At 59.6% G+C, this 20,916-nt stretch carries 22 protein-coding genes; 9 read left to right on the forward strand and 13 right to left on the reverse strand.

The window, feature by feature from the left end:
- Position 1: 1 nt before the first annotated feature.
- From ACFDAU_RS00315 to ACFDAU_RS00330, 4 genes are read right to left on the reverse strand one after another with little or no spacing between them, the layout of a single operon-like run.
- Complete coding sequence (locus tag ACFDAU_RS00315; protein ID WP_124703678.1) at positions 2-952, reverse strand: aspartate carbamoyltransferase catalytic subunit; 951 nt, start codon at positions 950-952, stop codon at positions 2-4.
- A complete protein-coding gene (pyrR, locus tag ACFDAU_RS00320; protein ID WP_413439564.1) occupies positions 949-1,449 on the reverse strand; it encodes a bifunctional pyr operon transcriptional regulator/uracil phosphoribosyltransferase PyrR in 501 nt (166 codons plus the stop codon). Before pyrR ends, ACFDAU_RS00315 begins: the two co-directional genes overlap by 4 nt.
- Positions 1,436-1,876, reverse strand: a complete 441-nt coding sequence (gene ruvX / locus ACFDAU_RS00325; RefSeq protein ID WP_413438050.1) for a Holliday junction resolvase RuvX — start codon at positions 1,874-1,876, stop codon at positions 1,436-1,438. The genes pyrR and ruvX overlap by 14 nt, the downstream gene beginning before the upstream one ends.
- The gene (locus tag ACFDAU_RS00330) at positions 1,876-2,436 is read right to left on the reverse strand and encodes a YqgE/AlgH family protein (RefSeq protein WP_124703676.1); all 561 of its coding nucleotides are present in this window, start codon (positions 2,434-2,436) and stop codon (positions 1,876-1,878) included. The genes ruvX and ACFDAU_RS00330 overlap by 1 nt, the downstream gene beginning before the upstream one ends.
- 68 nt (positions 2,437-2,504) lie before the next feature.
- On the opposite strand from ACFDAU_RS00330, the gene ACFDAU_RS00335 reads away from it, so the two are divergent.
- A complete protein-coding gene (locus tag ACFDAU_RS00335) occupies positions 2,505-3,935 on the forward strand; it encodes a cryptochrome/photolyase family protein (RefSeq protein WP_413438052.1) in 1,431 nt (476 codons plus the stop codon).
- Between the two features lie 64 nt (positions 3,936-3,999).
- Here ACFDAU_RS00335 and ACFDAU_RS00340 read toward each other — a convergent pair whose 3' ends face one another.
- From ACFDAU_RS00340 to ACFDAU_RS00355, 4 genes are read right to left on the reverse strand one after another with little or no spacing between them, the layout of a single operon-like run.
- The gene (locus ACFDAU_RS00340) at positions 4,000-5,007 is read right to left on the reverse strand and encodes a class 1 fructose-bisphosphatase (RefSeq protein WP_413438053.1); all 1,008 of its coding nucleotides are present in this window, start codon (positions 5,005-5,007) and stop codon (positions 4,000-4,002) included.
- A gap of 60 nt (positions 5,008-5,067) precedes the next feature.
- The gene (locus ACFDAU_RS00345; protein ID WP_413438054.1) at positions 5,068-5,973 is read right to left on the reverse strand and encodes a TonB family protein; all 906 of its coding nucleotides are present in this window, start codon (positions 5,971-5,973) and stop codon (positions 5,068-5,070) included.
- Between the two features lie 20 nt (positions 5,974-5,993).
- Positions 5,994-7,895, reverse strand: coding sequence for a ribonuclease catalytic domain-containing protein (locus tag ACFDAU_RS00350; RefSeq protein WP_413438055.1), 1,902 nt, complete (start codon positions 7,893-7,895; stop codon positions 5,994-5,996).
- Positions 7,896-7,907: 12 nt separating this feature from the next.
- Positions 7,908-8,465: a YqiA/YcfP family alpha/beta fold hydrolase gene (locus ACFDAU_RS00355; RefSeq protein WP_413438056.1), complete on the reverse strand. Its 558-nt coding sequence runs from the start codon at positions 8,463-8,465 to the stop codon at positions 7,908-7,910.
- An 82-nt stretch (positions 8,466-8,547) separates the two neighbouring features.
- Here ACFDAU_RS00355 and ACFDAU_RS00360 point away from each other — a divergent pair, with 82 nt between their 5' ends.
- Positions 8,548-9,825 (forward strand): YhjD/YihY/BrkB family envelope integrity protein, encoded by a 1,278-nt coding sequence (locus ACFDAU_RS00360; protein ID WP_413438057.1) that lies wholly within the window; start codon positions 8,548-8,550, stop codon positions 9,823-9,825.
- A gap of 3 nt (positions 9,826-9,828) precedes the next feature.
- Here ACFDAU_RS00360 and ACFDAU_RS00365 read toward each other — a convergent pair whose 3' ends face one another.
- From ACFDAU_RS00365 to ACFDAU_RS00385, 5 genes are all read right to left on the reverse strand, one after another.
- A complete protein-coding gene (locus tag ACFDAU_RS00365) occupies positions 9,829-10,023 on the reverse strand; it encodes a rubredoxin (protein WP_413438058.1) in 195 nt (64 codons plus the stop codon).
- A complete protein-coding gene (locus ACFDAU_RS00370) occupies positions 10,020-10,412 on the reverse strand; it encodes a DUF302 domain-containing protein (RefSeq protein WP_413438059.1) in 393 nt (130 codons plus the stop codon). The genes ACFDAU_RS00365 and ACFDAU_RS00370 overlap by 4 nt, the downstream gene beginning before the upstream one ends.
- A gap of 28 nt (positions 10,413-10,440) precedes the next feature.
- Positions 10,441-11,592, reverse strand: coding sequence for an acyl-CoA dehydrogenase family protein (locus ACFDAU_RS00375; RefSeq protein ID WP_413438061.1), 1,152 nt, complete (start codon positions 11,590-11,592; stop codon positions 10,441-10,443).
- A 57-nt stretch (positions 11,593-11,649) separates the two neighbouring features.
- Positions 11,650-12,192 carry an OsmC family protein gene (locus tag ACFDAU_RS00380; RefSeq protein ID WP_124703668.1) on the reverse strand — a complete coding sequence of 181 codons (543 nt, stop codon included), beginning with the start codon at positions 12,190-12,192 and terminating at the stop codon, positions 11,650-11,652.
- Positions 12,193-12,389: 197 nt separating this feature from the next.
- Complete coding sequence (locus tag ACFDAU_RS00385; protein ID WP_413438062.1) at positions 12,390-13,979, reverse strand: sigma 54-interacting transcriptional regulator; 1,590 nt, start codon at positions 13,977-13,979, stop codon at positions 12,390-12,392.
- A 177-nt stretch (positions 13,980-14,156) separates the two neighbouring features.
- Between ACFDAU_RS00385 and ACFDAU_RS00390 the strand changes: the two genes are divergently transcribed.
- The 7 genes from ACFDAU_RS00390 to ACFDAU_RS00420 all read left to right on the forward strand — a co-directional run bounded on the left by ACFDAU_RS00390 (position 14,157) and on the right by ACFDAU_RS00420 (position 20,916).
- Positions 14,157-15,014, forward strand: a complete 858-nt coding sequence (locus ACFDAU_RS00390) for a sulfurtransferase (RefSeq protein ID WP_413438063.1) — start codon at positions 14,157-14,159, stop codon at positions 15,012-15,014.
- Positions 15,015-15,075: 61 nt separating this feature from the next.
- Complete coding sequence (locus tag ACFDAU_RS00395; protein WP_413438064.1) at positions 15,076-16,425, forward strand: CmpA/NrtA family ABC transporter substrate-binding protein; 1,350 nt, start codon at positions 15,076-15,078, stop codon at positions 16,423-16,425.
- Positions 16,422-17,267, forward strand: coding sequence for a nitrate ABC transporter permease (gene ntrB / locus ACFDAU_RS00400; RefSeq protein WP_413438065.1), 846 nt, complete (start codon positions 16,422-16,424; stop codon positions 17,265-17,267). Before ACFDAU_RS00395 ends, ntrB begins: the two co-directional genes overlap by 4 nt.
- Positions 17,268-17,280: 13 nt before the next feature.
- On the forward strand, positions 17,281-18,195 hold the full coding sequence (locus ACFDAU_RS00405; protein WP_413438067.1) for an ABC transporter ATP-binding protein: 915 nt from the start codon (positions 17,281-17,283) through the stop codon (positions 18,193-18,195).
- A 28-nt stretch (positions 18,196-18,223) separates the two neighbouring features.
- Positions 18,224-18,667, forward strand: a complete 444-nt coding sequence (gene cynS, locus ACFDAU_RS00410) for a cyanase (protein WP_413438069.1) — start codon at positions 18,224-18,226, stop codon at positions 18,665-18,667.
- Between the two features lie 26 nt (positions 18,668-18,693).
- Positions 18,694-19,992 carry an acetamidase/formamidase family protein gene (locus ACFDAU_RS00415; protein WP_413438070.1) on the forward strand — a complete coding sequence of 433 codons (1,299 nt, stop codon included), beginning with the start codon at positions 18,694-18,696 and terminating at the stop codon, positions 19,990-19,992.
- 9 nt (positions 19,993-20,001) lie between these two features.
- Entirely contained in the window at positions 20,002-20,916 is a 915-nt protein-coding gene (locus ACFDAU_RS00420; protein WP_413438072.1) for a metal ABC transporter substrate-binding protein, read from the forward strand.

Consider the following 20,916-nt stretch of genomic DNA (forward strand, 5'->3'; position numbering starts at 1 on the left):
GTCAGTTTCCCGCCAGTATGCTCATTACCGCCATGCGCACGGCGATGCCGTAAGTCACCTGCGGCAGGATGACCGATTGCTTGCCGTCGGCCACGGCCGAGTCGATCTCGACGCCGCGGTTCATCGGGCCGGGGTGCATGACGATGGCGTCGGGCCGGGCCAGCGTCAGCTTGTCCGGGGTCAGGCCGTAGTATTTGAAGTATTCCTGCGCGCTGGGCAGCAGTGCGCCGCGCATGCGCTCGTTTTGCAGGCGCAGCATGATGACCACGTCGACGTCTTTCAGCCCCTTTGCCATTTCGTGGTAGACGTGCACGCCGAGCTGCTCGACGCCGGTGGGCAGCAGCGTCTTGGGGGCGATCACGCGCACTTCGGGCACGCCCAGTGTGGTCAGCGCGTGGATTTGCGAGCGCGCCACGCGCGAGTGCAGCACGTCGCCGACGATGGCGACGCGCAGGTTGTGGAATTCGCCCTTGTATTTGCGGATGGTGAACATGTCCAGCAAGCCCTGGGTCGGATGGGCGTGGCGGCCATCGCCGGCATTGACGACGTGGATGTGCGGCGCCACGTGGCGCGCAATCATGTGCGCGGCGCCGCTCTGTGCGTGGCGTACCACGAACATGTCGGCCTGCATGGCGGCGAGGTTGTCCACGGTGTCGAGCAGGGTTTCGCCCTTGCTCTGGCTGGAGGCGTTGATGTTGAGATTGATGACGTCGGCGGACAGGCGCTTGGCGGCGATCTCGAAGGTGGTGCGAGTGCGCGTCGAGGGTTCGAAAAACAGGTTGAAAATCGCCTTGCCGCGCAGCAGCGGCACCTTTTTGACCTCCTGCTCGCTGACTGCGATGAAGCCCTCGGCGGTGTCCAGGATGTGGGTAAGGATGGCGCGCGGCAGGCCGTCTATGGTCAGCAGGTGCTTGAGCGCGCCGTCCTGGTTGAGTTGCGGGTTCAGGGTCATTTGAGATCAACCAGTTTGAGGTTGAGACGGCCCGCGTCGTCGCGGACAAGGTGGATATGCTGGTGTGGTGGGACGCTTGCCGTGGCGCCGACAAAATCCGCCATGATCGGCAGTTCGCGGTCGCCCACCCGGTCCACCAGCACGGCAAGGCGGATGCGCGCCGGGCGGCCGTAGTCGAACAGTGCGTTCATCGCGGCGCGCACCGAGCGGCCGGTGTAGAGCACGTCGTCCACCAGCAGAATGTCGCGCCCTTCCACCTCGAACGGCAGGCGCGTCGGTTTGACCTGCGCATGCAGGCCGATGCGGTCGAAGTCGTCGCGGTAAAAGGAGATGTCGAGGTCGCCATGCGGCATGTCCGGGTCAAGCAGCGCGTGCATTTGCTGTGCTGCCCACACGCCGCCGGTGTACATGCCCACCAGCACGGTGTTGGGCGTTAGCGTGGGTTTGATTGCCGCCGCCAGTTGGGCGACGAGCGTTTCTGCGTCAGGCAAGGTAATGATGGGCATGATCGGGTTCGTCGAAATAATGTTGCAGGATGTGCTGGGCGGCGACCTGGTCGAGCACAGATTTTTGCTGGCGCCCGCGAATGCCGGATTCGTTCAGTGTGGAGCTGGCCGCAGCGGAACTGTAACTTTCGTCTACCAGCGCCACGTTCAAGCCGAAGCGTCCCTTGAGGCGCTGGGCGAAGCGCAGGCAGGTGGGTGCAAATTCGTGGGCGCTGTCGTCGCCGCGGTGCGGAATGCCGACCACGGCCAGCGCCGGCTGCCATTCCTCGATAAGCTTGCCGATGCGGGCAAAGCGCGCATCGGTGGTTTCAATGGCGATGGTTTCCAGCGGGTGAGCAAGTTTCAGTTCCAGAGTGCCGACGGCCACACCGATGCGTTTCAGGCCGAAGTCGAAGCCCAACACGCTGCCCGAACCCATCAGGCGTGGCCCGCGTCGTCCGACAGCATGGCAAAGTCGATGCCAAGGATTTTCATCGCAGCATTCAGGCGCTCTTCCACCGGCAAGTCGAAAATCACCTGCGGATCGGCCTTGACCGACAGCCAGGCGTTTTGCCCGAGTTCGTCTTCCAGCTGCCCTGGCGACCAGCCTGAATAACCGAGCGACACCATCAGCTTGTCCGGGCCGTGGCCGCGACCGACGGCTTCGAGAATGTCTTTGGAGGTGGTCAGCCCGAGGCGCTCGTTCACCGCCATGGTCGACTGCCATTCCCCGGCCGGCTGGTGCAGCACAAAGCCGCGCTCGGTCTGCACCGGGCCGCCGTAGTAGACGGCCTGCCCGGCCAGTTCGGTGCGTTCCAGCTCGATGCCGATCTGGTCGAACAATGCCGCCATATCCAGATCGGTAGGCCGATTCACAATCACACCGAGCGCACCTTCCTCGTTGTGCTCGCAGATATAGGTCAGGGTTTTGGAAAAATTGGGGTCGACCATGTTGGGCATGGCGATCAGGAAGTGGTCGGTAAGGTTAACGGTTTGCATGTGAATTCAATTGTAACGGCCTAGCGCATCAATCACAATTTAGCCTGATAAATACTTTTCAAAATAGCATGCCCGAATTTGACACTGCGCTGGTCTGGTTGCGCCGCGACCTGCGGCTGGACGACCACGCTGCGCTCTATCATGCCCTGAAATCGAGCCGCGCCGTGATACCCGTATTCATTTTCGACACGGACATTCTCGATGCATTACCCGACCGTGCCGACCGCCGTGTGGAATTCATCCGGGAGAGCTTGCACGCACTCAAGCTGGAGCTGGAGGCGCATGGCAGCAGCCTGATTACGCGTTATGGCCGGGCGTGCGAGCTGATTCCGCAGCTGGTGCACGCATTGAATGCCCAGGCGGTATTCTGCAACCGCGATTATGAGCCTGCCGCCATCGCCCGCGATGCCGAGGTGGCCGAACAGTTGTCACAAAACGGCCGGGTTCTGCGCGCGTTCAAGGATCAGGTGATTTTCGACGCCGATGAAGTGCTCACCCAGGCGGGCAAGCCGTTTGGGGTGTTTACGCCCTACAAGAACGCCTGGCTGAAAAAACTTTCACCGTTTTATCTCACGCCTTACCCGGTGTCGCGTTATCTGGAGCGGCTCGCACCCATGCCGCCGCAGCCGCTGCCCTGCCTCGACAGTATGGGATTTTCGCGCACCAATCTGGACGCGCTGGGCATTCAGGCCGGCAGCGCCGGAGCGCAGCTCCTGTTCGAAGATTTTATCGGGCGCATGGACCGCTACAAGGCGGCGCGCGATTACCCGGCACTTGAAGGGCCGTCATGTCTTTCGGTGCACTTGCGTTTTGGCACCGTGTCCATCCGCCAATTGGTGACGACAGCAGACGGCAGCGGTGGGGAAGGTGCGCAGACCTGGCTGTCGGAATTGATCTGGCGCGAGTTTTACCAGCAAGTGCTTTGGCACCATCCGCGCGTGGCGGCCGGACAGGCCTACAAGCCGGAGTTCGACGCCATTGCCTGGCCGAATCCCGCGGGACATTTTGCCGCCTGGTGCGAAGCGCGTACCGGCTACCCGCTGGTCGACGCCGCGATGCGCCAGCTCAACCAGACCGGCACCATGCACAACCGCCTGCGCATGGTGGCGGCGTCGTTTCTGGTGAAAGATCTGCATGTGGACTGGCGTCTGGGTGAACGCTATTTCGCCGGCCGGCTGATCGATTTCGACCTCGCCGCCAACAATGGCGGCTGGCAATGGGCGGCCTCCACCGGCTGCGACGCGCAACCGTGGTTCCGTATTTTCAACCCGATTACCCAGTCGGAAAAATTCGACGCCGAGGGCAAATTCATCAAGCGCTATCTGCCTGAATTGGCGGCCTTGCCTGCGCGCTACATCCATACGCCATGGTTGTTAACGGCGGATCTTCAGCACGCGTATGGGGTGACGATAGGCCGAGATTATCCGGCCCCGATTGTCGACCACGCTGCCGCGCGGGCGCGGACACTTGCCCTATACAAGGCAGCCGGAAAAAACTGAATGCCCAAATAAAAAAGGGCGCAGCCTGCGCTGCGCCCTTAGATGTTTATTACCGATCCGGAATTTAAGCTTCCTTGTGGTAGGCAACCACTTTTTCCACTTCGTTTTTCGAGCCGAGGATGACCGGCACGCGCTGGTGCAGGCCTTCCGGCTGGAGTTCGAGGATGCGTTCGCGACCGGTGCTGGAAGCGCCGCCGGCCTGCTCGACGATGAAGCTCATCGGGTTGGCCTCATACAGCAGGCGCAGTTTGCCGGCCTTGGCGGGGTCTTTGGTGTCCTTGGGGTACATGAAGATGCCGCCGCGGACCAGGATGCGGTGCACTTCGGCCACCATGGAAGCGACCCAGCGCATGTTGAAGTCGCGCGCACGCGGCCCGGTCTTGCCTTCCAGGCATTCCTGCACGTAGCGCTTGACCGGGGCTTCCCAGAAACGCTGGTTGGAAGCGTTGATGGCGAATTCCTTGGTGTCGGCGGGAATGGTCATGTTGGGGTGGGTGAGAATGAACTCGCCGATGTCGCGATCCAGCGTGAAGCCATTGACGCCGTGGCCGGTGGTCAGCACCAGCATGGTGGAGGAACCATACAGCGCATAACCGGCGGCAACCTGCTTGGTGCCCGGCTGCAGGAAGGACTCGGCAGTGGGCGCATCGCCTTCGCCGGGGCAGCGCAGAATGGAGAAAATGGTGCCGACGGAGATGTTGACGTCGACGTTGGACGAGCCGTCCAGCGGGTCGAACACCAGCAGGTATTTGCCGCGCGGGTACTGGCCGGGAATCTGGTAGACGTCATCCATCTCCTCGGAGGCCATGGCGGCAAGGTGGCCCGCCCACTCGTTGGACTGGATGAAGATTTCGTTGGTGATGACGTCGAGCTTCTTCTGGGTTTCGCCCTGCACGTTTTCTGAATCGAGGCTGCCCATCACGCCGATTAGCGCGCCTTTGTTGACGGCATTGGAGATGACCTTGCAGGCCGTGACGATGTCATTCAGCAGCGAAGTGAAATCACCGGTCGCGCCCTTGATCTGGCGCTGCTCTTCGATGATGAACTGGGTGATAGTGGTGCCGATATGCATGGCCAAAGCCTTTCCAGAATATTCAAAAGTACTAATTATATCAGATTGATGCCGGCCAGCTCAGTCGTTGCTGCTGCTGAGCTGATCGCCCGGAATGAAATTCCAGGTTCGCGTGATGCTGAGGATGTCTGCCTTGTTGCGCATTTCTTCCGGGAAGGGTGAATAGGGTGCCGCGCGCCTCACGATCGCGACTGCAGCCGCATCCAGTATCTTGGAGCCGGAACTGCGCGTGACCTCCACGTCGTCGAGGCTGCCGTTCGACTTGATCGATACGGTGAGCTGCAGCTTGCCGTAGAGTTTTTGCGAGCGCGCCGCTTCCGGATAATGCTGGTTGCCGATGCGTTCCACCTTGATGCGCCAGTCCTCGATATAGCGCGCAAACACGTAGCTCTGCGTGCGTGCGCCGACATACATGCGCTTCGGGCGTTTTTGATAAGCGCTGTATTCGCGCGAGATTTGCGCTTCCAGTTTGGCCATTTCCAGGCTGCGCGCGACCAGGCTGGTGGGGCGTGGGTCGGCCTCGGCCGGCTTGGTTTCGGCAGGCGTCGGTTCATTCTGCATATTGGGCAGGCTTTGCTCCGACTTGAGCTGGGTCATGATCTGGCGTGCCTGTGCTTCCAGCTGTTTGACACGCTGTTCCGCCTGATCTGCGCCGGATTCGCGCTGATCCACTGCGGAAGAAGGTAACGGGCTTTTGGCGCGGCGGTCGAGATCGGTGTTGCCGCCGCCTTCCAGGTTGGCCTGCGCCAGGGCGTCGGCCTTGAGCGGCTTGCGGGCGGATTTGCTGTTGACCAGTACCACTTCCAGCGGCGGACTGAGGAAGTTGTCCTCGCGCACCGACGGCAATTTGAAGCTGAAGCCGAGCAGGAACAGATGGATGCCCAGGGAGGCCAGCAACGCTATGCCCAGCAGCGGCGTGATGCCGAGGCGTGAAGGGAGGGAGGGCAAATGGGATGGCGTGCTCATGACCAGTATTTTAGCCCGGATTATTGGGCTGCGGGCTCCGTCGCATCTGGTGCAATGTCGAGTCTGCGCTGGAAACTGCACAGCAGTTCCACGTCGAACAAATCCACGCCGTCCACTTTCAGGCTGACGCGGCTACCCGGCGGCAGTTCCGGCAATGAATGCACGCGCGTCACAAACGGCAAGCCGTCTAGGCGCACCAGGTTTTCCTTGATGACGCCCGCGTTGATTTCGGTGATGCCTTCCTGCACCAGCCAGCGCAGGCACCAGTAGCGCTCCATGTTGCGCTGGAAATCGTTGTAGGCATCATAGGCCACTTCGAAATCGCGCAATGCGGTGTACAGCACCTCGGATTTCGCTGCATAGGGCGGTTCCACGCCCTGTGCCAGCGCCATGATCTGGCGCTGGTTGACCAGATCCACATAACGCCGCAGCGGAGAGCTCGCCCAAGCGTATTGCGCCACGCCCAAGCCGACGTGCGGCCCGGGCTTGGTGCTCATTTTCACCTTGCCGTTCTGCTGGGTGCGGTATAGCGCCATGGTGTCGGTTTCCGCCAGCCAGCGCCCCCATTCCGAATTCACATAAATCATCAGCTCGGACACTACGCGGTCGATCGGATTGCCGCGCACCCGGTCGGTAATACTGACGCGGTCGTTTTCCACCTTGAAGTTGTAATCGGCGCGCTGCACCACGTTGGGGTCGGGGGTTTTGCCGCGCGCGGCCTCCAGCGCACCGGAAAAATGCCAGAGCATGTCGAGTTCGGTCTTGAACGGGTAATCGACGCTGTCGTTGGCAATGCTGCCGGTATGGAAATGCGGTTCCAGCGTCTCATGGCGCAGGTTGGCAGCGATGTGGACTTGCTCCAGGCGGGTTTCCTGGTTCAGTACTTTCCATTCGCCGTCGCTCACTTCCACGTACATGGACAGCGCCGGGCAGGTGTGGGTCTCGCCCAGGGTATAGTGGTGAATGGCGCCATCCGGCAGCATGGTGATCTTGCCGCCGGGGTAATACACCGTGGACAGGCGGCGCGCGGCGATTTCGTCGAGCGCCGAGGCCGGCACGATGCCCAGCGCGGGCACGGCGATATGGATGCCGACGCGCCAGTTGCCGTTGTTGAGCCGCGTGACTGAAAAGGCATCGTCGATCTCGGTGGTGGCCGCGTCGTCCATGCTGAAGGCCTGCACCCCCGCATCCGGCAACTGTGGCGGGTCGGGCAGTTCGTGCGCGTCGCCGAACCCGGTGCCGCGCGGAAAGTGTTCGCGCAGGAACGCACCCAGGTGGTAATCGTGGCTGGAAGGAATCGCGCCGCAGCGATCCAGCAGTTTGACCGGAGTCAGGCTGGTCGCCTTGCAGGCTTCGTCCAGGGCTTTCCATTCCAGCTGATTTTTGTCCGGCGCGTAGAGCAGCATGTCGAGATGCGCGGCGAATTCTTCCGGCAGCTGATACGCGCTCAGTTGCGCAACGTAACGTGCCAGCAATTCCGCCTCGCGCTGCTTGCGTTCGACGCCGGCCTTGGCGGCAGCCAATGCTTCAGGCGGCGCGGATTTGTAGCGGCCGCGCCCCTTTTTGTAGAAATACATCGGCGCTTCGTGCAAACGCATCAGAATGCCCGCCGCTTCTGCAGGCGTGGGTTCGTGGCCGAAATATTCGCGTGCCAGATCGGTAAAGCCGAATTCCTCGCTGCCGGCAACCTCCCACAGAAAATCCGTGTCGGCGTCGTCGCGCACGGCATGCGCTGCGGCCATGAATTCAGCCGGCGCCGGTGCGTTAAAACGCATCATTACCGTGACGGCTTTTACCTTGACGCGCTTGCCGTGCTGGGTGTCCACCTGCAAGGATGAATCGTTGTCGGTAATGATGGTGCCGGCCTTGAAGCTGCCGCTTTCTTCGTAAAGTAGATACATATTGAGGAACGCGAGGGGCATGCACCCCTGCGTTCAGAACTCCAGAATGGTTTCGATATATTGAGGGAAGCTTTGGAAACCGTGATCGCCTCCCGGCACGACAATCTGCCGGCTGGCAGCGTAATAGCTCACTGCTGCGCGGTAATCCAGCACTTCATCGCCGGTTTCCACCAGCAGCAACAGATTTTGCGGGCGCAACGGCGCCGGCTTATCGAGGGAAGCCAGTTCATCCAGATGTTGCTGGGTAAACAGGTACTCCTCGCCGGTGTGGTAATTTTTTTGGGGGCCCAGCACGCTTTTGAGCCCGTTCTGTACATGCACTGCCGGGTTGATCAGCGCAGCCTTGACGTCAAACCGGTCCGCCAGCCAGGTGGCGTAAAAACCACCCAGCGAACTGCCAATGAGCTTTACCTGCGCGCGCGGCACTGCCGAGATCAGATCGGACAACAAGGCGATGGCCGCCGCCGGGCGATGCGGCAGGTCGGGACAGGCGAATTCCGCACTGCGGCCACGCGCGTCAAGCCAGGCCGCGAGCTCGCGCGCCTTGCCCGAACCGGATGAGCTATTGAAACCGTGGATGTAAAGGATCATTGCGCGGGCGGAGTGACGAATTTAATCGCACATTATAAGGCAGGGCTGGTCGACGCCGTGCAAAGCAGGTTAAATTGCAACGATGAAACGGTTTTCCCTATCCGCCCCGACGCGCGATCGCCTTGATTGGCTGAGCCAGATTGGCTATGTGTCAGTGCAGCTATTTCTACGCAACGAGCTGGCCAATCATGCCGCAGCGATCTCGTTCTACTTTTTGCTGTCCATTGTCCCCATAGTGTTGCTGCTGTTGTACGCAGCCAATCTGCTCACCCAGTTGCCGCAACTGGCGGCGAATATGCCGCTGCTGTTTGTGGCGCTGTGGGATCAGCTCAATCTGGGTGCGCTTAAGGCGCTGGGTGCGCTGCCGGAACAAACGCGCGCGGTGGCCAGCGGTGCCAGTCTGCTCACCCTGGTGATGGCCTCGCGCGGCCTGTTGAACGCTTTGCAAAGTGCGTTCCGGGTGATTTTTGCGGGTGGCAAGCGCAGTTTCTGGCAGGCGTGGCTGATGTCGCTGCTGGCCATGCCGCTGGCGTTTGCCTTGATTGTGCTGGCGATCGTGGCACAGCGCATATTGTCCTATCTGTCGCGTATGCAGCTGCTTGGGCACCATCTGGCGGCCAATCTCGGACTGGCAGGCGGCGTGCTTACCTTTCTGGTGCTGTGGCTGCTGGTTTTTACGGCGTACTGGCGCATGCCCATCCCGCGCCCGCCGGTCAGACTGGCAGCGCTGGTGAGCCTGCTGTGCGCGCTCAGTGTCCTCGCCCTCAAGTCCGCGTTTGGCTATTTCGTGCGCCTGGACAACTACCAGGAGATCTACGGCACGCTGGGCACGGTGGTGTTTTCGCTGATCTGGGTATATATCGTGGCGGTGGTTTTTCTGCTGTGGGCGCAATGCCTGTATGCGGCAGGCAGGGTGGATGTGATGGGACTGGAAAAACTGTTTCTGGCCAGAAGCGGAAAACAGACAACCCTGGCCGATCGCTTCCTGTTTGGCCGCTCGCAACGCCTGCTGCGCAAGTACGGCCAAACGTTCGCGTCTGGCACGACCATTATCCGTGAGGGCGAGAATTCTCAACTCACCTACTTCCTGCAGTCCGGGCAGGTGGCGATGATGAAAGCCATCAATGACCAGCCGGTGAAAATCACCAGTCTGAGCGCCGGGCAGATGTTTGGCGAAATGGCCTACCTGCTGGGCGAACCACGCACCGCGACGGTGGTTGCTGAAACCGAGGTCTTCCTGATTGCATTTCCACCCCAGGTGCTGGAGGAATTGATGGCGACCAGTCCGGCTCTGGCGCGGGAAATTATCGGTGCGCTGGCGCAGCGACTGAAGCAGATGAATCAGGTGCGGGCCGCATAAAGCTTATTCTTGCAGAAGTTCAAAATCGTGCTTGGTTACGCCGCAGTCCGGACATGCCCAGCTGTCGGGAATGTCTTCAAAACGCGTGCCGGGCGCAATGCCTTCGTCCGGGATGCCGCGCACTTCGTCGTACACATAGTCGCAGATCATGCATATCCACTTGCGCGTCAGCGTTTCGGTTTCAGTCATTGCGTTCATGGTGTTTTCTTGTAAGGAGTAAGGCAGGCCAGGATTTTGTCGAAAATTGGCTGCAGCTCGGCTGCAATCTGGTCCAGCAGGGCATTGTTGTAGGGGGCGAACACCGCGCCCGGGCTGCGCATGGCGACCCAGGTTTTGCCATCTGCCTCGTAAACATGGATACGTAGCGGGATGTCTATGCCGGCGCGTTTGTCCGCCTGCCAGACGCGCACCGCAAAATCCGGGCGGAACACCTCCAGAATCTGGTCGGACGGTACAGTCAAGCCGCGCTTGGCGGCGTTAGCCTGGCCATTGATATGCGCCACCAGCCCCATCGGTACGGCGAGAATGGCTTCGGTAAGTTTGGCCGTCGTGGTATCAACATCGAGGCTGACACTGAAAGTGATCATGGGGTCCCTTAATGTTTATGTGTTGCGTCTATACGCTGCATGCGTGGTTGCCGCTGTCGATGTCGTGCAATTCCTTGCGTAAATGCTTGATGGCCGGCGTGACGATGGCGACAAAGTAGGCTTCGCGCACGCGTCGCTGCGCGGCGTTGCTCACCAGATAACCCTTGGCACCGAGATGCAGCATGGCAGAGTTGGCTGCCTTGAGCGACAGCTCGCTGCCCAGCAGACGCATGGCGATAGTGTCGCGCTCGTAGCTGGTGTCGGGCGAGGCGTCGATTTCGTCCGCCAGACGGTAGCAGGCTGCGCGTGCGCCAAGCAACGCCGCTTCAATATCCTCGGCCTGGTCATCGAGAAAACGGTTCACGTGGCCGTGGGTTTTATTGGAACGCTTCATCATGGTCACGCAGGCTTCCACCAGTCCCAGCCCCATGCCCATCTGCATCAGGATAAAGGCGGATTTGGTGCGCGCGCGAAAGCGCTCGAATTCATTCGGGTGCGATACCACGGCGGCGTCGGCGATGAATACATCCTTGAACTGGCAGGCAAACGTGTTGGTGCCCTCCATCGCAATAAAATGCGCATTCTGGTTGAGGGTCAGACCGGGGTAGTCGCCGCGCACCAGGGCGATCATCAGTCCCGGCTCGCCGGCCACGGCTATGCCGACATGGAAATAGTGATCCACGCCGATGTTGGATACCCACGGCAGCGTGCCATTCACGCAATAGCCGCCGTTCACGCGCACTGCCTGAAGACGGTTTTCCTCGATGGCAACGCAGGATTTCATTGCATTCGACTGGCCCGTGCCACCCAGCACCTCGCCTCTGGCGATTTGCGGCAATACGCCGTTACGAATCGCAATATTGCTGCTGTTTTGCAGGTACCAGGCACAGGCATTCTGCGCCCATACCAAAAAGCCGGTGGCAACGCATTCGCGCGATACGTCCTCGATGACCCTAACCGCGTTTTTCAAACCCCTGCCGGTGCCGCCGAACTGGGGCGCGACCAGCGCACCAAAGCCGCCGATTGCGCCGAGCCTGTGCAAAAATTCGCCCGGATATTCACCCTTGAGATCAATATCCAGCACATGTGGGCAAAGATGGTCGCGGATCAGCGCAGTAATGCCAGGGAGAGATTCATCCGTACCGGCTTCATGCGCGTACTCCAACATTTCGATTTGCATCACAGCTCCTTATTTGCCACCAGACTGCCGTGGTGATGTGCATTTTTAATCGTGCTATCAGGCCAGGGCTACCGCCACGTTTACCGGATTGCGCAGGGTGTTGGCTACGGGAGACCATTGATTGGCATGGGCGACGAGCGCTTGCAGCTCCGCGTCGCTGGCATCGCCTTCCAGATGCACCTTGACGCGAATATCGGTCAAGCCCAGCGTTTTGTCCGGTGATGTGTCGCCCACGCCCCACACAGCAGTGACGTTGATATCGCCTTCCAGCTCCAGCTCGATTTTTGTAAGCGTGATGCCGCGTGCCACCGCATTGGCGTGCAGACCTACCGACAGGCAAGAGCCCAACGTGGCCAGCGCCGCTTCGGAGGGATTGGGCGCGGTGTCATCACCCAGCAGGTTGGGCGGTTCATCAATCACATGGGCGGGCAGGTCGCGCACGAAATTGAGGTTGCGGAATTTGCTCTCGCACACCGTTTTCGTTTTCAGCGTGACTACATTGTTTGGATTGGCTTTGCCTTTTTGCGCCAGCGCATCGAGCCCGTTTTTATCAATCGGGGTCAGCGTGGTAGTCATTTTCAGAGCGGCAACTTCGGGCATGGTTTATTCCTCCTCGCATTCAATGAATAGTGGCGGCCTGTAGGGCACACCGACATCAATGCAAGCGCCATGCCAGGGCAGTATGCTTAAACTAATGCAATGATTTCAAATATTATTTTGACAATATTCGAAATTGAAGCGGTCACGGTGGTACACAGATTGTTAACAATTTGCGCGACAGCTTTCCAGCATGCCGGTCAGGCAATTTCCAGGCGCTGGATCCGATAATTCAGCTGGCGCAAAGTCATGCCGATTCGCTGTGCGGCACGCGATTTGTTGCCATTGCATTGCGCCAGTGCCTGCACGATGCGGTCACGTTCACCGGACTGCACTGCATGGTAGGGGCGCAAACTGTCCGGGATTGCGGATACTGGCGCGGTAACTGGCAACGCCAAGTGTTCACCGGCCGATTCAGCTGCAACGACCGCAGCCACCTCTGCTGCGCCGATCAGCCGGTTCTCGGAGAGCAGCGCCAGCCGTTCCAGCACGTTGCACAATTGCCGCACATTGCCCGGCCAGCTATAAGCGGCCAGCCGCTCCAGCGCCTCCGGCGCAATATTCACATTGCGCTGGTAGCTTTGGTTGATCTGGTTCAAGTAATAGCGCACCAGATGGCGGATGTCCTCCGGACGCTCCTGCAGGGCAGGCAGCCGCACCGGGATCACATTGACTCGATAAAACAAATCCAGCCGAAATTTTCCGCGGCTTACCAGCTGCTGCAAATCCTGATTGGTGGCGGCGACGATACGAACATTGATCGTGGTTTCGCGGCGCGCGCCAACGCGCTGAATGGTGTTCTCCTGCAATACGCGCAGCAATTTGACCTGCATCGCCAGCGGCATGTCGCCAATCTCATCAAGGAACAGGCTGCCACCGTTGGCTTGCTCAAAATAGCCGGGGCGGCTGCTGGTGGCGCCGGTAAACGCGCCTTTCTCGTAGCCAAACAGCTCGGACTCGAACAGATTTTCCGGTATCGCGCCACAGTTGACCTTGATGAACGGATAGTCGCGGCGCGCACTGGATAGGTGCAAGGCACGCGCAAACAGCTCCTTTCCGGTGCCGGATTCGCCCAGCAACAGAACTGTCGCATCGGTTTGCGCCACCTGTTCCACCTGTTTTAATGCACGCCGCAGGGGCATGGATTCGCCCACAATGCCAAATGCGCCCAGGCTCGACGGATTCTTGTTCAGCGCCCATTTGAGTTCGCGATTTTCCGACTCCAGGCGCGCGGTGCGTTCCTGGATATAACGGTTGAGCATGATTACCTGTGCGATCAGCGTGGCGGTAATTTTCAGTATTTGCAGATCGCGCGCCAGCGGCCGCGGACGGTCCCGTAGCCGGTGCACGCCCAGCACCCCCAGTACCTGGCCACCCTGCTCCACCGGCATGGCAATGAACGACACCGTTTCGTGCGGCAGATGCTCGCGTTCCACGCTGCGAAACAGGAATGCCGGCTCGTTATCCACGTCCTGGATAATCATCATTTGTCCGCTCTGCATCACGCGCCCGGTGATCCCTTCACCAGGCTGGAAACGGCCGCGTTTCATCTCTTTGGCGGATAAACCGTAGGCGTGGGCGATATGCAACTCTCCATTATCGATATCTGGCAAAACTACACGTCCCCGATTCAAGCCGAGCAATTCGGACAACAAATGCAGAATCTCTCGGATGACATAGTTCTGGTCCGGGCTTTTACCCATTAGTGCGGAAGCCTCGCGCATCACCAGCAATTCTTCATCCACCAGGATTTCCGGTAGGGGGCGATTGGTGGACTGAGCTTTAGACATGGACGCGCTTCCTCTGGAAATAACAATTTGTCTACATAATGTAAGCAAAAATCGCGCACATATTGTGCGGGCGTTTTTAACAATTGGCCGCAGCATGGCCTGGAAAGACGATTTGTGGAACTGGCACGTTTGCTGCTCAAGTTGATTCACCACTGAATCAGCAGAAAGGGGATCAGCATGAGCGGCCAAGTTTTGATCGAACCAGCGCAACTCCAACAGGCAATGACTGCCGAGCCTATCGTGGTGATCGACACGCGCGATCCGGGCGCCTACGCCAACGGACATATTCCGGGCGCAATTAATCTGCGCGAGATTTTCACCTATCTCGCCACCTCCGACCATGAAGGCCTGGAGGCCATGCAACATAAGTTCGCCGAAGCATTTGGCGCGGCGGGCCTGTCCGGCAAGGAAACCGCCGTGGTCTACGAAGACACCATGAACACCGGTTTTGGACAATCCTGCCGGGGGTATTTTTTGCTCAAATATCTGGGTTACCCCAAAGCTAAGGTACTGCATGGCGGTTATCAGGCCTGGGTCAACGCTGGCTTGCCCATCACCACTGAGCCTACCCTGCCAACCCCCGCCCAATTCCCGCTAGCCTGTGAGCCGGGTGCGGTAATGGTGGACAAGGATGAAATGCTGGCTGCACTCAATGATCCGTCGGTGATCAAGCTGGACGTGCGTGATGTGGACGAATGGATCGCTACCAGCTCCTCGCCTTACGGTCCGGATTTTTGTCCGCGCAAGGGCCGTATCCCCGGCGCGCGCTGGCTGGAGTGGTATCGCCTGATGAAGCCCGCAGACGAGGGCAGCATATTCAAGGCGCGCGATGAAGTGCTGGCGGAATGCCAGACCGTCGGTATCCACCCGCACTCCAGGGTCTACGTTTATTGCTTCAAGGGGGCGCGCGCTTCCAATACTTTCCTGGCCTTGAAAGAGGCGGGCGTGCATGACGTAAAAATTTACTTCGGTTCGTGGAATGAGTGGTCACGCGATCCGGCGCTACCGATAGAAGAAGGTTTTCCGGCAAGCTGAGCCGGACGTTGCTTTTACCCAGCCACTGCCAACATCAACCAATAACATCAGGGAGATATTCATGTCCGGTTTTGACGATCCGTTTGATCCTAATATCCAGCTCTCCGCCCAGGGTTGCAGCTGTGGCCGCCACGCCAGCCAGATCGAGCACCAGCAGGACGAAGACGCCCGTATCGGCCGGGTGGTCGAATCCACAGTCATGCGCGCACTGTTTCCGCGTGACGAGACGCGCCGCAACTTTATTCGCGCGGTGGGGGCAGGCACCGCGCTGGCGGCGGTCTCCACTTTTTTTCCGCTATCTGCCGCCAAGGCGCTGGCTGCGGACCGTGCACCCCCGGAAAAAACTGACCTGAAAATCGGATTTGTTCCCATCACTTGCGCCACGCCCATCATCATGGCCGGGCCGATGGGCTTCTACTCGCGCGAGGGTTTGAATGTTTCCTTGCTCAAGACAGCGGGCTGGGCTGTGGTACGCGACAAGGTAATGAACAAGGAATACGACGCTTCGCACATGCTCTCGCCGATGCCGCTCGCCATCAGCCTGGGGCTGGGCTCGCAGGCACAGCCGATGGATGTGGCGGCGATCGAGAACATCAACGGCCAGGCCATCACCCTGCATGTCAAACACAAGGACAAGCTCGACCCCAAGCAGTGGAAAGGCTTCAAATTTGGCCTGCCGTTCGACTACTCGATCCACAATCTGCTGCTGCGTTATTTTCTGGCTGAGCATGGCCTGGATCCGGACCGGGACGTGGAACTGCGCATCATGGCGCCGCCCGACATGGTGGCCAACCTGCGTGCCGGCAACATCGATGGTTTCCTCGGGCCGGAGCCTTTTAACCAGCGCGCGGTGTACGAGGAGGTGGGCTTCATCCATACCCTGTCACGCGACATCTGGGACGGCCATCCGTGTTGCGCCTTCGGCATTTCGGAGGGCTTCGCCAAGGCCCATCCCAATACCTTTGCTGCGTTGTTTCGCGCCATTGCCAGCGCCACCGACTACGCCCACAAGCCGGAAAACCGCGCTGATATCATCAAGGCCATCGCCCCGGCGAATTACCTCAACCAGCCCATCCCGGTGCTGGAACAGGTAATGACCGGACGCTTTGCCGACGGCCTGGGCAAGGTGCGCAACGTGCCCGACCGGGTCGATTTCGATCCGTTCCCGTGGCCGTCCATGGCGGTGTGGATGCTGACCCAGCTCAAGCGATGGGGTTATCTCAAAGGCGAAGTCAACTACCAGGGAGTGGCGGAGAATGTGTTTCTTGCCACCGATGCGCGCAAGCGCCTGAAAGAGATGGGTCTGCCTGCCCCTGCCGGCAACTACGCCAAGTACACCATCATGGGTAAGGTGTTCGACCCGGCCAAACCCGAGCAATATCTGAAGTCGTTCAGGATAAGCCGGGCATGATCATGATCAAGTCGCTGAATTTCAAGGCGCTGATGGTATCCGTGCTATTGCTGGGCGCCTTGCTGCTGGGGTGGTATCTGGCCACCTTGCCGCAGGCAGCGGATACAGCCGCTGTCGACCCGGAATACGCGGCGCTGATGGGGGGCGCTGCAGTGAAGAAATCGGGGATGCCGACACCGGCTGAATTGGGCCATACCCTGCGCGAACGGCTGTCGGATCCGTTCTATGACCATGGCCCCAATGACAAAGGCATCGGCATCCAGCTCGCCTATTCGCTGGCGCGCGTGCTGGCCGGGTTTGCGCTGGCCGCACTGGTGGCCATTCCGCTGGGTTTTGTGGTGGGCATGTCACCGTTGATGCAGCGTGCACTCAACCCGTACATTCAGTTGCTCAAGCCGATTTCGCCGCTGGCATGGATGCCGCTGGCGCTCTATACCATCAAGGATTCGTCCGCTTCAGCGATTTTCGTAATTTTCATCTGCTCGCTGTGGCCGATGCTGATCAACACTGCCTACGGTGTGGCATCGGTCAGGCGCGACTGGCTCAATGTCGCCAAAACGCTGGAGGTGTCCGCGCTGCGCAAAGCGTTTCGGGTGGTGCTGCCCGCCGCCGCGCCTACCATCCTCACCGGCATGCGTATTTCCATGGGGATCGCCTGGCTGGTGATCGTGGCGGCGGAAATGCTGGTGGGCGGCACCGGCATCGGCTACTTCGTGTGGAACGAATGGAACAACCTGAGCCTCACCAACGTCATCTTTGCCATCCTCATGATCGGCGTGGTCGGCATGCTGCTGGACCTGGTATTCGCCGGCCTGTCGCGGCTGGTGGCATATAACGATTGAGGATGGTGAAACCATGCAAACCGATTTTTTGAAAGTTGAAGCCTTGAGCCGGATCTATCCGGGCAGCCGTGGCCAGACGCCGCTGGTAGTGTTCGAGAATGTCCATTTCAGTATTAGCAAGGGCGAATTTGTCTGCATTATCGGCCACTCCGGCTGTGGCAAATCCACCATTCTCAACGTGCTGGCCGGACTGGATGAGCCCAGCGCCGGCGTGGTGATCATGGATGGGCGCGAGGTGGCCGGCCCCAGCCTGGATCGCGGTGTGGTGTTCCAGGGCCACGCGCTGATGCCATGGCTGTCAGTGATGAAAAATATCGAATTCGCCGTCAAGTCGCGCTGGCCAGACTGGCCAAAAGACAAAGTGCGCAGCCACTGCCAGCAGTTCATCGACCTGGTGGGCCTGACCGGTGCCGAGCACAAAAAGCCATCCGAGCTCTCCGGCGGCATGAAGCAACGCGTCGGTATTGCGCGCGCCTTTTCCATCCAGCCGAAAATGCTGCTGCTGGATGAGCCCTTCGGCGCGCTCGATGCACTGACCCGCGGCGTGATTCAGGATGAGTTGTTAAAAATCTGTGCCGCCACCGGGCAAACCGTGTTCATGATTACGCACGATGTGGACGAAGCCATGCTGTTGTCCGACCGGATCATCCTGATGACCAACGGTCCGCGCGCCCGCATCGCCGAGATCGTGGTTAATACGCTGTCACGCAGCCGTACGCGCAATGACGTGCACAAGGATCCGCAGTACTACCGCATCCGCAACCATCTGGTGGATTTCCTGGTGAGCCGCTCGCGCGAGATGGCGCAGGCGCCCGCCGCAGACAGCGACCCGCGCCATCCGCCCGAAGTCAGGCCGGGCGAAATGGATGATCAGCCCATAGCAAAGCCCCCGCCTGCGCAAAAACAGTCCGCCATGCACCTGGTGTAATGATTCGATAACCCGATAAGGAGAAACCATGCAACGCACCGAAGTCACCGAATTGATCCTCGCCGCCAAGCTCAAAAAAGGCCTGAAATGGGCGGATATCGCCAAAAAAATCGGCTTGAGCAAGGAATGGACAACCGCCGCGCTGATGGGGCAAATGACCCTGGACAAAAAGCGGGCCGCCATCATCGGCAAGCTGCTCAGCCTGCCGCCGGAGGCCGTGGACGCGCTGCAAATCGTTCCTTACAAAGGTTCGCTGCCTACGGCCATTCCAACCGACCCGCTGATCTATCGCTTTTATGAATTGATCAATGTTTATGGCACCAGCATCAAGGCGCTGATCCACGAGGAATTCGGCGACGGCATCATGAGCGCGATTGATTTCAGCATGGATATCCAGCGCGAGGCCGACCCCAAGGGTGACCGCGTCAAAATTGTGCTGAACGGGAAATTTTTACCCTACAAGACGTATTGATTGATATCTGACCCCGGAGACTTTCCATGACCAGACTGAATGCGACCACCCTGACTTTTGCCGCCGGAATGCTGTTGGCTACCGGCGTGGCTTGTGCCCAATCCATTACGCTTACCAGCAAGTACCCTGGCAAAGTGTACCTGCTGCCCGCCACCCTGGAGACTACACAATGGGGCTGGTTCGACAACGCCCAGCCTCCTGTGCTTAGCGTCAGTTCGGGCGACACGGTGGTGATGGAAACCATGATGCATGCCCACAACCAGGTCGTACCGGGCAAGACCATCGAAGAACTGAAGAAGCTGCGTACCGACAACCCTGGGCGGGGCCCGCATACGGTCACCGGGCCGATCTTCGTCAACGGCGCCGAGCCGGGCGACGTGCTGAAAGTGAAGATCCAGCGCATCGTGCCGCGTGCCTATGGCACCAATTTCAACATTCCGGGCATGTTCGGACAGTTTCCCAAGAGTTTCCAGGACGGCCAGGTTAAATATCTCTATCTGGACATGGACCGCATGGTGACCGAATTCCTGCCGGGTGTGTATGTCCCGTTGAAACCCTTTCCCGGCACCATCGGGGTGGCGCGCGCCGAGCCCGGCCGCTACAGTTCCGTGCCACCGGGAGAATATGGCGGCAACATGGATATTCGCGAGCTTTCCGAGGGTGCGACACTGTACGTGCCGGTATGGGTGAAAGGGGCATTGTTGTGGTCAGGCGATTCTCACGCCGCCCAGGGCAATGGCGAGGTCAATCTTACTGCTATCGAGACCGCCTACAAGGAACTCGCCGTCACCGTGGACGTGATCAAGGGCAAGAAGCTTGATTTCCCGCGCATCGAAACGGCAACCGCATGGATCACCATGGGCTTCGACAAGGATCTCAACCTGGCGCTGGAGCAGGCCCGGACCCAGACGGTTAAATTTCTTGCCGAACAGCGCGATATCAGCGCTGCGGACGCCGGCAAACTCATGCCCAGAGTGTCCGACTGCCGCATCTCCCAGGTGGTCAACATCAAGAAGGGCATTCACTGCATGAGCCCAAAGGACGTCAAGGCCAAAGTCATGATGCCGGAGCGCCCGGTTGCGGAAACCCGCGATTATTTTGTGACTGTGGGTAACGACGCCGATATGAACAAGGCCATGGATGATGCCTCCATGGCCATGATCGGACTGCTGCAGGAGAAGAAAGGCCTCACCCGACTGGATGCCTACGGACTCGCCAGCGTGGCCATGGACTGCCGCGTGGGTGACGTCTCCGGCAGCGAAAAGCATGTACATTGCGTGCTTCCCAAAAGTCTGTGGCAACCACTGAAGACGCGCAAGATCTGAGTTATCGGGATGTGGCGCAACTGGTTCGCCATCGGGCTATTCTGGCTGGTCTGCAGCGGTGCGGTGGCTGCAACGACCCCGCTGCGGGTGGTGACCACCACCACTGACTTGCAGAGTCTTACGCAGGAGATCGGCGGTAACCGGGTGGCGGTCATCGCGCTGGTGCCTGCCAACGCCAATGCAGAAGAATATCAATCCCGCATTGCCGATCTTGCCAGCCTGAAATTTGCAGATATGGTGGTTCGGGTCGGTGCTGACTACGACTTGTGGTTCGACCGCCTTTTGTCCCAGGCCAACCGGCCGGAACTCCAGCGCGGCGGCAACGCTTATGTGGATGCCTCCTTCGCGGTTGCGCTGCTCGATATACGCGCAGCCTCTTTCAGTCCATCCGGACACGCCCATGGCAGCGGCAATCCGCATTACTGGCTCGATCCCGGCAACGCGGCCATCATTACCGGCAACATTGCCGCGGCATTGATCCGGCTCGATCCTGTCCATGCCAGGCTGTATGAGCAAAGGCGCTTGGCGTTCCTCGACCGGCTGGCGCTTCGCCAGCTGGAATGGGAGCGCCGGCTCGCGCCGTTTGCCGGTAAACGGCTGCTCGCTTATCACAACACATGGGCGTACTTCGCGCGCCGCTTCCGGCTCAATTTCATCGACTATGTGGAGTCCAAGCCCGGCGTTCCACCCAGCCCGGCGCACATGGCCAGCCTGCTGAAGCGCATGGGAAACGCAGGGGTTGCCGTTATTGTGCGGCAGCCGGCCGATCCGGTGCGCGATGCCGACTACCTTGCGCGTCGGGGCGGGGCACGGGTGGTAGTGTTGGCCGGTTCGGTGGGGATGTTGCCCGGGACGAGCGATTATCTGGGCCTGTTTGATGTCAATGTCGCGCGGCTGGCCGTCGCGCTGGCCGGGAAATCATGA

It is taken from the genome of Sulfuriferula sp. GW1 (genome assembly GCF_047300855.1).
Lineage (GTDB): Bacteria > Pseudomonadota > Gammaproteobacteria > Burkholderiales > Sulfuriferulaceae > Sulfuriferula.

Excerpts from the sequence above, each read along its gene's own strand:
- ACFDAU_RS00420 (WP_413438072.1), top strand. The coding sequence starts at position 20,002 with ATGTGGCGCAACTGGTTCGCCATCGGGCTATTCTGGCTGGTCTGCAGC.
- ACFDAU_RS00390 (WP_413438063.1), top strand. The coding sequence starts at position 14,157 with ATGAGCGGCCAAGTTTTGATCGAACCAGCGCAACTCCAACAGGCAATG.
- ACFDAU_RS00405 (WP_413438067.1), top strand. The coding sequence starts at position 17,281 with ATGCAAACCGATTTTTTGAAAGTTGAAGCCTTGAGCCGGATCTATCCG.
- ACFDAU_RS00360 (WP_413438057.1), top strand. The coding sequence starts at position 8,548 with ATGAAACGGTTTTCCCTATCCGCCCCGACGCGCGATCGCCTTGATTGG.
- ACFDAU_RS00345 (WP_413438054.1), bottom strand. The coding sequence starts at position 5,973 with ATGAGCACGCCATCCCATTTGCCCTCCCTCCCTTCACGCCTCGGCATC.
- ACFDAU_RS00335 (WP_413438052.1), top strand. The coding sequence starts at position 2,505 with ATGCCCGAATTTGACACTGCGCTGGTCTGGTTGCGCCGCGACCTGCGG.
- ntrB (WP_413438065.1), top strand. The coding sequence starts at position 16,422 with ATGATCATGATCAAGTCGCTGAATTTCAAGGCGCTGATGGTATCCGTG.
- ACFDAU_RS00340 (WP_413438053.1), bottom strand. The coding sequence starts at position 5,007 with ATGCATATCGGCACCACTATCACCCAGTTCATCATCGAAGAGCAGCGC.
- ACFDAU_RS00385 (WP_413438062.1), bottom strand. The coding sequence starts at position 13,979 with ATGTCTAAAGCTCAGTCCACCAATCGCCCCCTACCGGAAATCCTGGTG.
- ACFDAU_RS00375 (WP_413438061.1), bottom strand. The coding sequence starts at position 11,592 with ATGCAAATCGAAATGTTGGAGTACGCGCATGAAGCCGGTACGGATGAA.
- ACFDAU_RS00350 (WP_413438055.1), bottom strand. The coding sequence starts at position 7,895 with ATGCCCCTCGCGTTCCTCAATATGTATCTACTTTACGAAGAAAGCGGC.
- ACFDAU_RS00395 (WP_413438064.1), top strand. The coding sequence starts at position 15,076 with ATGTCCGGTTTTGACGATCCGTTTGATCCTAATATCCAGCTCTCCGCC.
- cynS (WP_413438069.1), top strand. The coding sequence starts at position 18,224 with ATGCAACGCACCGAAGTCACCGAATTGATCCTCGCCGCCAAGCTCAAA.
- ACFDAU_RS00370 (WP_413438059.1), bottom strand. The coding sequence starts at position 10,412 with ATGATCACTTTCAGTGTCAGCCTCGATGTTGATACCACGACGGCCAAA.
- ACFDAU_RS00355 (WP_413438056.1), bottom strand. The coding sequence starts at position 8,465 with ATGATCCTTTACATCCACGGTTTCAATAGCTCATCCGGTTCGGGCAAG.
- ACFDAU_RS00365 (WP_413438058.1), bottom strand. The coding sequence starts at position 10,023 with ATGAACGCAATGACTGAAACCGAAACGCTGACGCGCAAGTGGATATGC.
- ruvX (WP_413438050.1), bottom strand. The coding sequence starts at position 1,876 with ATGGGTTCGGGCAGCGTGTTGGGCTTCGACTTCGGCCTGAAACGCATC.
- ACFDAU_RS00380 (WP_124703668.1), bottom strand. The coding sequence starts at position 12,192 with ATGCCCGAAGTTGCCGCTCTGAAAATGACTACCACGCTGACCCCGATT.
- ACFDAU_RS00415 (WP_413438070.1), top strand. The coding sequence starts at position 18,694 with ATGACCAGACTGAATGCGACCACCCTGACTTTTGCCGCCGGAATGCTG.
- ACFDAU_RS00315 (WP_124703678.1), bottom strand. The coding sequence starts at position 952 with ATGACCCTGAACCCGCAACTCAACCAGGACGGCGCGCTCAAGCACCTG.
- ACFDAU_RS00330 (WP_124703676.1), bottom strand. The coding sequence starts at position 2,436 with ATGCAAACCGTTAACCTTACCGACCACTTCCTGATCGCCATGCCCAAC.